This is a genomic window from Streptomyces sp. NPDC038200, from assembly GCF_055600785.1.
In genome coordinates, this window is record NZ_JBVJYH010000004.1 from 352429 (window position 1) to 365393 (window position 12965).

General features: G+C 70.9%; 12 protein-coding genes. 2 read left to right on the top strand and 10 right to left on the bottom strand.

Annotation, left to right across the window (positions count from 1 at the left end; translation table 11 throughout):
- Nucleotides 1–11 precede the first annotated feature (11 nt).
- From nadD to ACZ7KF_RS11415, 3 genes are all read right to left on the bottom strand, one after another.
- The gene (gene nadD, locus ACZ7KF_RS11405) at nucleotides 12–698 is read right to left on the bottom strand and encodes a nicotinate-nucleotide adenylyltransferase (protein ID WP_471071771.1); all 687 of its coding nucleotides are present in this window, start codon (nucleotides 696–698) and stop codon (nucleotides 12–14) included.
- 56 nt (nucleotides 699–754) lie between these two features.
- On the bottom strand, nucleotides 755–919 hold the full coding sequence (locus tag ACZ7KF_RS11410) for a hypothetical protein (RefSeq protein ID WP_225821267.1): 165 nt from the start codon (nucleotides 917–919) through the stop codon (nucleotides 755–757).
- A 166-nt stretch (nucleotides 920–1085) separates the two neighbouring features.
- Nucleotides 1086–1250, bottom strand: a complete 165-nt coding sequence (locus ACZ7KF_RS11415) for a hypothetical protein (RefSeq protein ID WP_471071774.1) — start codon at nucleotides 1248–1250, stop codon at nucleotides 1086–1088.
- A 104-nt stretch (nucleotides 1251–1354) separates the two neighbouring features.
- On the opposite strand from ACZ7KF_RS11415, the gene ACZ7KF_RS11420 reads away from it, so the two are divergent.
- Complete coding sequence (locus ACZ7KF_RS11420; RefSeq protein ID WP_471071777.1) at nucleotides 1355–2443, top strand: M48 family metallopeptidase; 1089 nt, start codon at nucleotides 1355–1357, stop codon at nucleotides 2441–2443.
- An 88-nt stretch (nucleotides 2444–2531) separates the two neighbouring features.
- On the opposite strand, the gene ACZ7KF_RS11425 is transcribed toward ACZ7KF_RS11420, so the two are convergent.
- From ACZ7KF_RS11425 to proB, 5 genes are all read right to left on the bottom strand, one after another.
- Nucleotides 2532–3602 carry an SCO2583 family membrane protein gene (locus ACZ7KF_RS11425; RefSeq protein WP_471071780.1) on the bottom strand — a complete coding sequence of 357 codons (1071 nt, stop codon included), beginning with the start codon at nucleotides 3600–3602 and terminating at the stop codon, nucleotides 2532–2534.
- A gap of 88 nt (nucleotides 3603–3690) precedes the next feature.
- On the bottom strand, nucleotides 3691–4254 hold the full coding sequence (locus ACZ7KF_RS11430) for an SCO2584 family spore wall biosynthesis protein (RefSeq protein ID WP_471071783.1): 564 nt from the start codon (nucleotides 4252–4254) through the stop codon (nucleotides 3691–3693).
- Between the two features lie 143 nt (nucleotides 4255–4397).
- Nucleotides 4398–5684: a glutamate-5-semialdehyde dehydrogenase gene (locus ACZ7KF_RS11435; protein WP_471071785.1), complete on the bottom strand. Its 1287-nt coding sequence runs from the start codon at nucleotides 5682–5684 to the stop codon at nucleotides 4398–4400.
- Nucleotides 5685–5885: 201 nt separating this feature from the next.
- Nucleotides 5886–6311 (bottom strand): hypothetical protein, encoded by a 426-nt coding sequence (locus ACZ7KF_RS11440; protein ID WP_471071788.1) that lies wholly within the window; start codon nucleotides 6309–6311, stop codon nucleotides 5886–5888.
- A 184-nt stretch (nucleotides 6312–6495) separates the two neighbouring features.
- Nucleotides 6496–7602 carry a glutamate 5-kinase gene (gene proB, locus ACZ7KF_RS11445; RefSeq protein WP_471072253.1) on the bottom strand — a complete coding sequence of 369 codons (1107 nt, stop codon included), beginning with the start codon at nucleotides 7600–7602 and terminating at the stop codon, nucleotides 6496–6498.
- Nucleotides 7603–7846: 244 nt separating this feature from the next.
- Here proB and ACZ7KF_RS11450 point away from each other — a divergent pair, with 244 nt between their 5' ends.
- On the top strand, nucleotides 7847–9256 hold the full coding sequence (locus ACZ7KF_RS11450) for a polysaccharide pyruvyl transferase family protein (protein ID WP_471071791.1): 1410 nt from the start codon (nucleotides 7847–7849) through the stop codon (nucleotides 9254–9256).
- A 64-nt stretch (nucleotides 9257–9320) separates the two neighbouring features.
- On the opposite strand, the gene ACZ7KF_RS11455 is transcribed toward ACZ7KF_RS11450, so the two are convergent.
- Together ACZ7KF_RS11455 and ACZ7KF_RS11460 are read right to left on the bottom strand one after the other, a co-directional pair.
- A complete protein-coding gene (locus ACZ7KF_RS11455; RefSeq protein ID WP_471071794.1) occupies nucleotides 9321–10538 on the bottom strand; it encodes a glycosyltransferase family 2 protein in 1218 nt (405 codons plus the stop codon).
- A 245-nt stretch (nucleotides 10539–10783) separates the two neighbouring features.
- Nucleotides 10784–12904, bottom strand: coding sequence for a hypothetical protein (locus ACZ7KF_RS11460; RefSeq protein ID WP_471071797.1), 2121 nt, complete (start codon nucleotides 12902–12904; stop codon nucleotides 10784–10786).
- Nucleotides 12905–12965 lie beyond the last annotated feature (61 nt).

Below are 12965 nucleotides of genomic sequence, written 5' to 3' on the forward strand. Positions count from 1 at the left end.
CCCCTCTCGGCTCACTCGCCGCGGTACAGCTCGCGCTTGTCGATATAGCGCACGACTCCGTCCGGCACCATGTACCAGATGGGGTCCCCCTTGGCGACTCTCGCACGGCAGTCCGTGGAGGAGATGGCGAGCGCCGGCACCTCGACGAGCGAGACGCCGCCTTCCGGCAGCCCGGGGTCGGTCAGGTGGTGGCCGGGACGGGTGACGCCGATGAAGTGCGCGAGGGAGAACAGTTCCTCCGAGTCGCGCCAGGTCAGCAGTTGGGCGAGGGCGTCGGCACCGGTGATGAAGAAGAGGTCGGTGTCCGGGTTGAGGGCGCGCAGATCACGCAGGGTGTCCACGGTGTAGGTGGGGCCGCCGCGGTCGATGTCGATGCGGCTGACGGAGAACTGCGGGTTCTCGGCGGTGGCGATGACCGTCATCAGATAGCGGTCCTCGGCCGGGGAGACCTTGCGGTGGGACTTCTGCCATGGCTGGCCGGTGGGGACGAACACCACCTCGTCCAGCTGGAACTGCGCGGCGACCTCGCTGGCCGCCACGAGGTGCCCGTGGTGGATCGGGTCGAAGGTGCCGCCCATGACGCCCAGGCGTCGCTTGCCGGTGTGGGCGGGGCCGTGGCCCGGGCCGTGCTGCGGGTGCTTCACCGTGTCGTCGGCCGTCTCGTGCGCCGGACCGGTAGGCATGTCCTGCTCTCCCATGCGTGCAGACCCTACCGGCCCGGCCTCGGACGTCCGGCCGGGGACGGGTTCCCCGTTCAGCGGTCGCGGTTGAAGCGGGTGGTGATCCACAGCAGCAGCAGGAGGATGACCAGGGCGCTGCCGCCGGTGATGGCCGGGTTGAGGCTGTTGTGGTTTCCGCCGTGCGTCTCGCCTTCGGCGGCAAGGGTGACCAACTGGGCTGCGGCGCTGTGGAAGCTCATCTTCGGCAGGACCTATCGCGTGTGGGCGGAATAAAGATGTCGGCTCATCGTAAGCGGGCGGCCCCTCCGCGATCACGCCGACTCCGCCGTTGGGGACGGAGGGCGCCGGGCGGACGTCCGCGGCAGGGGACTTTCGCCGTCGGCGGCGGGGAACTTTCGCCGCTTCTCAGTCGTCCTTCCGCTTGTAGCCGCGCAGCAGGAACCAGGCGGTCAGAGCACAGCCGAGGACCATCACGATCAGTACGACACGGAGCAGGTTGCCCGTCCCGTGCTGCTGGACGGCGCTCGTGGCGGCCTCGGTCAGCCGGGCGGCTGCGGGGTGGTGCTCCATGGCGGGGACTCCTTCGGGTGTACTGCCCGTCCACGGTATCTCCGCCTAGGCTGTGCCTCGCCTCGGGGGGCACAGTGGGCACTCACACGCACATGGGGGAAGACATGTCCGACGACAGCCACCAGCACACGGGGCACGAGCGGGTGCCGAGCAGGCAGCGCAGGCGCTTCCCCGGGATCTCCTCACGGGCCTACGAGCACCCGGCCGACCGTTCGGCCCTGGTGGCGCTGCGCAAGCTGAGCGGGTTCGACACCGTCTTCAAGGCGCTCAGCGGGCTGTTGCCGGAGCGGAGCCTCAGACTGCTGTTCCTGTCCGACTCGGTCCGTGTCTCCGAGCGGCAGTTCTCGCACCTGCACGACATGCTGCTGGACGCCTGTTACATCCTGGACCTGGAGAAGGTCCCGCCGCTGTACGTCACGCAGGACCCGCAGCCGAACGCGATGTGCATCGGCCTGGACGAGCCGATCATCGTGGTCAGCACGGGGCTGGTGGAGCTGCTCGACGAGGAGGAGATGCGTGCGGTCGTCGGGCACGAGGTCGGGCACGCGTTGTCCGGGCACTCGGTGTACCGCACGGTCCTGCTGTTCCTGACGAGCCTCGCGCTGAAGGTCGCCTGGATCCCGCTGGGCAACCTGGCGATCATGGCGCTCGTCGCGGCGCTGCGGGAGTGGTTCCGCAAGTCGGAGCTGTCCGCCGACCGGGCGGGTCTGCTGGTGGGCCAGGACGTCCGGGCCTCGATGCGGGGCCTGATGAAGATCGCGGGTGGCAACCATCTGCACGAGATGAACGTGGACGCGTTCCTGGAGCAGGCCGAGGAGTACGAATCCGGGGGCGATCTGCGCGACTCCGTGCTGAAGATCCTGAACGTGCTGCCCCGCTCGCACCCGTTCACCACCGTGCGGGCCGCCGAGCTGAAGAAGTGGGCCGAGTCCCGGGACTACCAGCGGATCATGGACGGCCACTACCCGCGGCGCAGCGAGGACAAGGACACTTCGGTCAGTGACTCCTTCCGCGAGTCGGCGGCCAGCTACGCGAGCGATGTGAAGACCTCGAAGGACCCGCTGATGAAGCTGGTCACGGACCTCGCGGGCGGCGCGGGCGATCTGGGCGGCCGGGTCCGGCGCGGCTTCGACGGCTTCAAGAACCCGCCGCCGGCCAAGGGGGACGCCGCCCCCGGCACGGACGAGGAGTAGAGGCCCGGGACGAGTGGTAACGCCCCGGGACGAGGAGTAAAGGCCCGGGACGAGGAGTAGAGGCTCGGCTCGCGGCCCCCGGCCCGCCTCACACCTCCGGCTGCGCCTCGGTGGACAGGGTTCCGCACAGGGCCGTGGCGCTGTCCGTCTCGTAGGGGTTGGTGCCCGCGGGGCCGCCCGACCTGGCTGTCTGGCCGGCCAGCAGGGGGCGGAGGTAGGCCGAGGAGTCCTCGGGGCAGGCGAGGGGGCCCGCCTGGACGTACGAGGTGATCAGCTGGACCTGGTGGGTGCGCAGGTCGTCCTGGTCCAGGTGGAAGGTCAGCTCGCGGCGGACCGTGAAGAGGGAGGCGGGGGCGGCGGAGGCGGCGCCGGTGGGGCGCAGGGCGTAGACGAAGGTGTGGTCGGCGGTGACCTCCAGCGTCGCGGCGTCGGCCTCGGCGGCGTGCAGGGTGCCGGAGACCCGGATCCGGTCGTCGGCCAGCTGGGCCCGGGCGGGGTCGATGCGGACCACCCAGCCCGTCGGCGCGTGCCGGCCGTCCGCCGCCGGACGGTCGAAGCTCTGGTCGAACTGGGCGAGCTGCTCCGAGTCGACCAGAGCCCGGGCGGGGCGCACCTCGCGGCCGGTGAGCACCTCGGGGTAGAGCGAGGAGCGGACGATGTAGTCCTTGACGGTGGTGAGCGCGTTCACCACCTGGCTGTCGGAGAAGTGGGCGGTGCTGCGGGAGGCGGGCAGGGGTATGCCCTCGGCGCCGACCTCGAACGGGGCGGCGAGGCTGTGCGCGAACAGGCGCTCGGCGTCGGCGGCGCCGGGCACCCTGCCCTGCGGGGCGAGTGGGATGACCGTCATCCGCAGGGCCTCGATGGGCCGCCGGGTCTGCGGGGATGTGTAGGGCTGGCGGACGCCCATGAAGATCGCGGTGCCGAAGGCGACGGCGATCAGCAGGACGAGGACCAGGGCCTGCCGGGTGAGTCCGCGGTGCAGGGGCGGGCGGCGGCGTACGGCGGGCGCGTGGTCGGCCATCCGCTCCTCGGCGGAGAACTCCTGGAGGCGGGCAGCACGGACGAACGACTCGTCGAAGACGACGGATCGGTATTCGTCCTCCGCACCTCCGGGGCCGCCCTCGGGTGTCCCCTCCGGTGGGTCTCCAGGCCCGCCCATACTTTCAGAGTAGGTCTGGTGGGCCCCGGGTAAACGCCCCGCTCACGACAACTTCTGACAGGTTCTCACCAAGAGTGCGGGGGGGCGCTCAGGGGGAGGGCGGGACGGCCGAGACGGCCGGCCGGGAGTGGTCGGCGGAGGCGGCGGGCGCGGACGCGCTGCCCTGTTCCAGGCCGGTCGAGGCGGGTGCGGGGACCCGGTCGCGGCTGCCCGAGGAGCCTCCCCGGTAGACGGCGGCGAAGGCCAGGGCGACCATGCCGATGCCCATCACGACGGCGAGGAACCAGGCCACCGGCCGGTGCCAGCGGACCTGCTTGCCGTAGGGGCCGTAGGGGCTGTCGCCGAGGACGTAGGTGTCGTCCGGTTCGTCGTCGTGATCTTGGCCGAATTCGGCGCCCTCGGGGCCGTAGCCGTCGTCGTACCGCTCGCCTCTGGCGCGGGCCCGGCGGGCCTCCGCCTCGGAGGCCTCGGCTCTGGCCTGGGCCGCGGCCAGGAGGCGTTCGACGGCGGTGGGCTCATGAACCGTGGCCGCCTGTACGAAGTCCTCGTCGAAGACCACGGAGGCGAACTCTTCGTCCGACACCCCGCGGTCGTGGTCGTCGTCGGGCTCCCAGCCGTCAGAGAACGGCGTGCCCCCCACGTCCTCCGGCACGGGTCCAGAGTAGACCTGGGGGGTCAATTTGGGCAGACGGTATGGAAATTCGTCTGCCTGGTGAGACGTCTTTCGGCCGGGGCGCACGGCGCCGGGGATGCGGCCGGAAGAGTGAACGTCCGGGGCCCGTGCGCCCGTGGACCTCAGCGGCGCACGTGTCCGTCGCCGGTGACGATGTATTTCGTGCTGGTCAGCTCCGGCAGGCCCATGGGGCCGCGGGCGTGCAGCTTCTGGGTGGAGATGCCGATCTCGGCGCCGAAGCCGAACTGGCTGCCGTCGGTGAAGCGGGTGGAGGCGTTCACGGCGACGGTGGTGGAGTCGACCAGCTGGGTGAAGCGGCGGGCGGCCTGCTGGGAGGTGGTGACGATGGCCTCGGTGTGGCCGGAGGTCCACAGGCGGATGTGTTCGACGGCCCTGTCGAGGGAGTCCACGACGGCGGCGGCGATGTCGTGGGAGAGGTACTCGGTCTCCCAGTCCTCGGCGGTCGCCTCGACGACGGTGGCCTTGGAGTCCTTGGCGTAGGCCATGACCCGTTCGTCGGCGTGGACGGTGACGCCGGCCTCGGCGAGGGCGTCCAGGGCGCGCGGCAGGAACTCGGGGGCGATGTCCTGGTGGACGAGGAGGGTCTCGGCGGCGTTGCAGACGCTGACCCGCTGGGCCTTGGAGTTGATCAGGATCTCGACGGCCATGTCGATGTCGGCCTGGGCGTCGACGTAGACGTGGCAGTTGCCGGTGCCGGTCTCGATCACGGGGACCGTGGACTCGCTCACCACGGTCTGGATCAGAGAGGCGCCGCCGCGCGGGATGAGGACGTCGACGAGGCCGCGGGCGCGCATCAGCTCCCGGACGGAGTCGCGGCTCTCGCCGGGTACGAGCTGGACGGCGTCGGCGGGCAGCCCGGCACCGCCGACGGCGTCCCGGATGACCCGGACGAGGGCGCTGTTGGACTCGTAGGCGGAGGCGGAGCCGCGCAGCAGGACGGCGTTGCCGGACTTCAGGCAGAGGGCGGCGGCGTCGACGGTGACGTTCGGACGGGCCTCGTAGATGATGCCGACGACGCCGAGCGGGACGCGGACCTGGCGCAGGTCGATGCCGTTGGGGAGGGTGGAGCCGCGGACGACCTCGCCGACCGGGTCGGGCAGCTTCGCGACGTCGCGGACGTCGGAGGCGATGGCGCGAACCCGCTCGGGGGTGAGGGTGAGCCGGTCGACGATGGCCTCGCTGGTGCCGTTCTCCCGGGCCCTGGCCACGTCCTTGGCGTTGGCCTCGACGATCTCGGCGGTCCGGACCTCCAGGGCGTCGGCGATGGCGAGCAGCGCGTCGTCCTTCGCGGCGCGCGGGAGCGGCGCGAGGTCGGCGGCGGCGGCCTTGGCCCGGTAGGCGGCCTGGGTGACCGGGGACATCGAGTCGTACGGCGAGAGCGTGGTCATGAGGGAAGGGTAGTGCGCGAGGCGCGGCGGTTCAGCGGTCGTCCCACACCCCGAGACACCCCAAAAGGGGGTGAACCCATCCCCCGGAGTCCCGGACTCCCCCGCCTTCCCCGGCCTCCCCCAGGCCCTCCTGGCCTCGCCCTCGGCCTCCCCCGGCTTCTCCTGACCTCTGCCCCGGCCTTCCCCCGGCCTTCCCCCGGCTCAGAACGGGTGCACTCCCACCGGTGTCGCCGGCGGGGGACCGTAGCCCTCGGCGATGCGGTGGTGGTAGGTCTCGCGGTCGATGACCTCCAGGCCGACGATCTCCCAGGCCGGCAGGCCGGCGCTCTGCCGGTGCTCGCCCCACAGGCGCAGCGCCACGGCGGCGGCGTCGTGCAGGTCGCGGGCCTCTTCCCAGTACCGGATCTCGGCGTGGTCGGTCGCGTATCTGCTGGTCAGCAGGAAGGGATGGTCGTGGGCGAGCTGTTCCAGGGCCCGCCGCAGCTCGGGCAGCGGGACCTTCTTCCCGGAGACGCTGAGGGTGACGTGCCACAGCCTGGGCAGGTCCTTGGGTTCCTCATAGGTGTCCCCGGCCGCGACGCTCGTCAGAGCACCGCGGGACGCCGCCCCAGGGCGCACTCGTCTCACGACGGCCTCCTTCACGCATGGCTCGCACTCACATGACTCGCTCGGCCCCTTGACGGAACGCGTTCCCGCAACATGTCCCCGAGACAAAGTTGAGCAGGCCGCCGGGCTCCGCGTGGTGGTTTTACGGAACGTCCCCCACCGGGGGCGTTCCGTACGCCCTGTTTTACGAGCGGTTCTTCGGGTGTCACGCGTGCAGGAGCACCAGGTCGTCCCGGTGTACGACCTCGCGTTCGTACGCGGGGCCCAGCTCGCGTGCCAGCTCGCGGGTCGAACGTCCGAGCAGCCGGGGGATCTCCTTGGCGTCGAAGTTGACGAGCCCCCGGGCCACCGCGTGGCCCCGGGTGTCGCGCAGTTCGACGGGGTCGCCGGCGCTGAACTCGCCCTCGACGGCGGCGATCCCGGCGGGCAGCAGCGACTTGCGGCCCTTCACGACCGCGTCCACCGCGCCGTCGTCCAGGGTCAGGGCGCCCTGCGGGGTGGAGGCGTGCTGCAGCCAGAGGAGGCGGTCGGCGGAGCGCTTGCCGGTGGGGTGGAAGTAGGTGCCGGTGTCGCCGCCGGCCAGCGCCTCGGCCGCGTGGACGGCGCTGGTCAGGACCACCGGGATGCCGGCGGCGGCGGCGATGCGGGCGGCCTCCACCTTGGTGACCATGCCGCCGGTACCGACGCCCGCCTTGCCGGCGCTGCCGATCTCGACGCCGGCGAGGTCCTCCGGGCCCTTCACTTCCGCTATCCGCGAGGTGCCGGGCTTGCTGGGGTCGCCGTCGTAGACGCCGTCGATGTCGGAGAGGAGGACCAGCAGGTCGGCGTGGACGAGATGGGCGACGAGGGCGGCGAGGCGGTCGTTGTCGCCGAAGCGGATCTCGTCGGTGGCGACGGTGTCGTTCTCGTTGACGACCGGGAAGGCACCCATGGCGAGCAGCTTGTCGAGGGTGCGGGAGGCGTTGCGGTGGTGGGCGCGGCGGCTCATGTCGTCACTGGTGAGCAGGACTTGGCCGACGCGGACGCCGTAGCGGGCGAAGGAGGCGGTGTAGCGGGCGACGAGCAGGCCCTGGCCGACGCTGGCGGCGGCCTGCTGGCGGGCGAGGTCCTTGGGGCGGCGGCGCAGACCGAGCGGGGCGAGGCCGGCGGCGATGGCGCCGGAGGAGACGAGGACGATCTCCCGCTCCCCGCCGCTGCGGATCTTGGCGAGGACGTCGACGAGGGCGTCGACACGGTCGGCGTCCAGGCCGCCCGCGGCGGTGGTCAGGGACGAGGACCCCACCTTGACGACGATCCTGCGGGCCTCGCCCACGGCCTGCCTTGCCCTTGCCACCGTGTCGTCCGTCCCCTCGCGCGCGCTGTCCGGCTACTGTCCGGCAATCTACGCGAAGTGGATCGGTCGGTGCGCACCGGTCCAGCTCCCGGACAGGCGGGGCGTAGTCGTTTGCTCACCGTTCGCGTACGGCAAAAAGGTTGTGTTGGTTGCTTGTAGAAATTAAATCGTGTCCCAACATAAGTTGAACGTTGTGTCATCTACTGTTCGCCCCGTTCGCCCCGTGAAGCGCATCCTCCTCCGGTCGGGCAAGAGCCCGTACGACGTGCTGTCCACCGAGGAAGCCCTCCACCGGGACGTCATCGCCACCAACTCCGGCAACCTGATCTTCAGTGACGCCGCTCACAAGATCCTCCAGACGCCGGAGACCGAGGTCGTCTCCAACGGCATCGGGACGGATCTGTCGGCCGCGGCCCGGATCAACGCGGAGTACGACGCGTTCGTCGTACCGCTCGCCAACGCCTTCCGGCCCTCGTTCGAGGGCCGTCTGAAGCGGCTGACCCGGTTGATCGAAAAGCTGCGCATCCCCGTGGTGGTGCTGGGTGTCGGCGCGCAGACCGGGCTGAACTACGACCCGGCGCGGCTGAAGCCTATGGAGCAGGCCGTGCGCGACTTCTGCGCGGCGGTGCTGGACCGCAGCGCCTCGATCGGGGTGCGCGGCGAGTTCACCGAGCAGTACCTGCGGGACATGGGCTTCCGCGATGTCGAGGTCATCGGCTGCCCGTCCCTGTTCCTGTACGGCCGCGAGCTCGACGTGCGCAAGCGGGTGCCCGGGCTGACCGCGGACTCGCGGATCGCCGTGAACGGTTCGCACAACGCGGTGCAGAAGCAGGGCATGGACCGGATCATCGCCCGCGCCCACGCCCGCCACCCGAACCTGTGCTTCATCGGGCAGAACATCAGCGACGCGCGGCAGCTGCACTGGCGGGACCTCAGCGACCCGAACGCCCGGGTGACGGCGATGCCGACCCACCCGGACCACCCGATGTACCGCGAGGGCAAGGCGCGGGTGTACATCGACCCGGTCACCTGGATCGACGACCTGCGGTCCTACGACTTCTCCTTCGGCTCCCGCATCCACGGCAACATCGCGGCGCTGCTCGCGGGCACGCCCGCGACCGTGCTGTGCGGGGACTCGCGCACGCTGGAGCTGTGCCGGTACTTCGAGATCCCGCACCGGCGGCTCAACGAGGTCGCGAAGGACCCGGAGGCGGCGGACCCGGTCCGGCTGTACGAGCAGGCGGACCTGAGCGGGCTGGTCGGGGGCCACGCGGAACGCTTCGACCGGTTCGTGGGCTTCCTGGACAAGAACGGGCTGCGGAACACCTTCACGCACGGCGACGGCGGCGCGGCCTTCGACGAGCGGATGCGGTCGCTCGCCTTCCCGCCGGGCGTCCGGCCGTGGAACGACACCGACCTCGCCTCGCTGACCAGCCGGTTCGGCTGGCTGCACACCCAGGTGACCGAACTGTCCCAGGACAACGCCCAGTTGCGGCGGGAGCTGGCGAAGGCACAGAAGGTGAAGCAGAAGGCCGCGGCGGTGATCCCGGCCCCCGCCACCTCCGTCTACCGCCGCGCGCGGCGCGTGGTGGGCCGGCCCCTGCGACGCGCGCTGCAGTCGGGCAAGCGGTAGCTCCCGGCGGTACGCGGGGTCCCGGGCACTCGCCCGGGACCCGTCACGGGGCCGGCCGGGCCGCTCAGGCCGCCGCCGCCCCGAAGCCCTTGCCGGGCAGCATCCGCCGCACCGTCCGCCGCACCTTGCGCAGGGCCCGGCGGACCACGGAGTTGGCGGCCGCCTCGCGGTAGCCCTCGAAGGCACGGGCCTCGCGGGCGTCGGCGAGATACATCTCGTCGGGGATGCCGGCCGTCTTGGACCGGAAGTGCGGGTAGATGAGGTACAGCCGCGTACCGCGCTTCTCCAGGACGGCGGCGGCCTGCTTCTTCGCCTTGACGAACTTGACCACGTCCAGCAGCAGATCGGACCGCTGCATGGCGACCAGGTGCAGCCGCAGCCGCTCGTGCACCTTGAGGCGGCGGGCCACGCCGGGCGTCCAGTAGGTGTCCATGAGCGGCTTGGCCAGCTCGAACTTGTGCCGGCGCACCTCTTCGCTGTCGGTCAGGAACTTGGGCCCGAACTGCGGCAGCAGCGTGATGAGGAACGGCCGGACCATGAGGAGGTCGCGCTTGTCCCCGGCCGGCACCAGGTCGGCGATCAGCTTCATCAGGGCGCGCGCGGAGTCGAAGCGGAGCGTGTAGCTGCCGGACTTGGTGACGTGCTTGCCGTCGTCGCGGCCGACCAGGTAGTAGCAGGTGTAGTCGGCGACCACGGAGACGCCGTCCGCGCGCAGGTACGCCTCCAGCGTGAACAGGGCGTCCTCGCCGGTGAACAGCGACTCGTCGAAGCGCATGCCGTGCTGTTCCAGCAGGGCGCGGCGGAACAGCTTCTGGGCGCTGAGCGTGAACTTGATGTTGGAGGTGAAGACGTCGGCCCGGTCGAGCGTCTTGCCCCACATCGACTTCGGTGCGGTGCGGTTGACGCCCTCCACCCGGCCGAGGACGACGTCCGTGCCGTTCTTGTCGGCCATGGCGACCATGCGCTCCAGGGCCTCGGGGCCGAGCCGGTCGTCGGCGTCGAGGAAGAAGACGTAGCGCCCGGCCGCCTTGCCCAGGCCGACGTTGCGCGGTCCGCTGGGGCCGCCGGAGTTCTCCTGCCGGATGACGGTGACGGACATGGGAGCGCGCGCCGCGAACTCCTCCAGGTACTCCCCGGTACCGTCCGTCGAGCCGTCGTCGACCGCGATGACCTCCATGCGTGCCGGTTCGATGGTCTGCGCCTCGACGGATGCCAGGCATTCGACCAGGTACGGCATCGCTTCGTACGCCCCGATGATCACACTCACATCAGGCTGCGTCACGACGGTCACTCTTCCCCCTTGGTCACGGAAAATTTCCCCCGTATCGCCTCAATCGCACTTTGTTAGACGGACACCCAGGGGAAGCGGTTGCCTCACCGAGGCCGATGAGTGGCACACGTCACAAACAGCCACCTCACCGACAGTACGCGAGCACGGTAAGAGACGCTCGGGCCCCGTTGAGAACCAGACAAGACGAAGGCCCCCGAGGAGTGCTCCCCGGGGGCCCGGTGATCACACGGGGGCGGTCAGCCCGCGCTCACGCCGTCCGTCTCCCCGGCCGTCGCCGCGCGCTGGCCCGGCAGCGCGTTGGTCAGCTCGGCCGCCTCGGCGGGGTCGGCGTTCGCCGCGCCCAGCCGGGCCTCCTGGCCGACGTTGCGGGCCTCGGCCTTGAGGGCCAGGTCGCCGACCGCGGTGTTGAACTGGTCGATCGACTTCGGCTCGTCGGGGCCGAGCAGGTACTGCTTCAGCTCCGTGCGCGCGTCCGCGAGCGGGTCGGCGGACGGGTCACGCACGGCGTCCAGCAGGCCGCCCAGTTCGGCCGCGTCGTTGGACAGGATCACCGCGGCGCGCACGGCCGTGTTGTGCCGCTTGAACTCCTCGGCACCCACCTCGGCGGAGTCGGTGACGGCGTACGGCTTGCCGCTCGCGATGAAGTCGGAGACCACGGAGGAGATGTCGGAGACCATCGCGTCGGAGACGTTGAAGCAGTCGTACAGGCGCGGCTGGGCGCCCCTGATGACGCGGTGCTCGTGCGCGGGGAAGGAGCGCCAGTAGGCGTCGTTCCACTCGGCGCGCAGCCGGGCGATCTCCTCGTGCTTGGGCACGTCCACCATGCCGTCGCGGGTGGCCTCGGCCTCGTCGCCCTTGCTGCCGCCGGCACCGGCCAGCTCGGCGAGCCGGGCCTCGATGCGGGCCAGATCGGCCTTGGCCCGGTCGATGGCGGCGCTGTCGGCGGTGAAGCGGGAGTCGGCGGCGCGCTCGGCGGCGGACTTCTCGACCAGGGCGGTGATGCGCTGGTGGGCGGCCTTGGCGTCCTTGCTGACGGTTCCGGTGAACGGGTGCGGCTTGTACAGGACGCGGACCGGCGGCTCGGCCGTCACCAGCTCGGTCACGATGTTCTCGCCGGCGAGCACGATCGAGGTGTTGCCGGGGTTGCCGTCCCAGCCCTCCCAGGTCGGCGCGTAGAGAACGGTGGGGATACGGCCCTCGGGCACGCCCTGCCAGCTCTGGATCGGCGCGAGCTGCGGGCGGCCGACCTCCACGATGTCGTCGTCGCGGACGCCGACGTCGGCGATGGCGTAGCGGTCACGGCCGGCGCGGCCGGCGGTCCACACCTCGTCGTACACCTTGCTGTACGGGTTGACGCTGGCCAGCTTGTCGCTGTCGCCGTGGCCGATGAAGACGTGCTTCATGGTGGGCACGCGCAGCAGGTGGATGTTCTTGCCGACGTTGGCCGCGTACAGGGCCACGCGCACGGTCGACAGGTCCAGGTTCATCAGGTGCACCCCTCCGGGCACGCAGATGACGGGGACCGTGGTGGGCGCGAGGTTGTTCAGGATGGCGCGCTCGCGGAGGATGATCAGCGGCCGGGTGTCCAGCTGCTCCATCGTCTCCAGCCACATGTTGACCTGGTAGGCCGAGTCCTTGGAGCCGGAGAAGTACAGGACGGTCTCGGGCTTGTAGCCGGCCAGCCAGTCGTCGACCGCGGCGAGGACGACGTCGGCCCTCGGCGGGGTCTTCCGGCCGCGCACGTACGGCACGAGGGCGAGGACGTACACGCAGCCGAGGCCGAAGGTGAGGCCGATACCGGTGAAACCGGCGACGGCGGAGTCCAGCTCGGTGGAGGCCAGGACGCCGATCACCGCGAACAGGTCGAGGTGGAGCATCTTCTCCGCGGAGCGGTGCAGCAGGCGGCGCGGCGGGGCGTCCGGGATGCGGATGCGGGACTTCAGGTCGACGTTGCGGGTGGCGACCGGCATCCGGCGGCGGTTGCGGATCAGGGTGACCAGGGCACCGTGGGGGGCCTGGAGACCGTAGAAGGCGATGAAGCAGGCGACCGCGCCGTAGAAGATCAGGTCGTCCGAGAGGGACAGACGGGCCAGCAGCAGGATCAGCAGCAGCTGCCGGATCAGGAAGCGGATCGACAGACCCGCCCGGACCTTGCTGAGGCGGTTGATCAGGTAGCTGCCCTTGCGGTGCAGATAGTGGTCCGCCAGGTACGTCACGGCGGCCAGGGCCGCGAAGGCGGGAACGCTCGGGACGAGCGCGGCCAGCATGAGCGCCGGGAAGCCCAACAGCACGAGGGCCGCCGCGGCCAGCTCGGCCGCGCTGCCCACCCGGGCGACGCGAATAGCGGTGGATATCACGGAGAAACCTGCTCTGGGAGGGGGGAGTGCCGGTTTTGTTCGGTAATGACGGAGATACCGG

Coding starts and splice junctions, on each gene's coding strand:
- ACZ7KF_RS11425 (WP_471071780.1), bottom strand. CDS start 3,602: ATGGGCGGGCCTGGAGACCCACCGGAGGGGACACCCGAGGGCGGCCCC.
- ACZ7KF_RS11410 (WP_225821267.1), bottom strand. CDS start 919: ATGAGCTTCCACAGCGCCGCAGCCCAGTTGGTCACCCTTGCCGCCGAA.
- ACZ7KF_RS11435 (WP_471071785.1), bottom strand. CDS start 5,684: ATGACCACGCTCTCGCCGTACGACTCGATGTCCCCGGTCACCCAGGCC.
- ACZ7KF_RS11420 (WP_471071777.1), top strand. CDS start 1,355: ATGTCCGACGACAGCCACCAGCACACGGGGCACGAGCGGGTGCCGAGC.
- nadD (WP_471071771.1), bottom strand. CDS start 698: ATGGGAGAGCAGGACATGCCTACCGGTCCGGCGCACGAGACGGCCGAC.
- ACZ7KF_RS11415 (WP_471071774.1), bottom strand. CDS start 1,250: ATGGAGCACCACCCCGCAGCCGCCCGGCTGACCGAGGCCGCCACGAGC.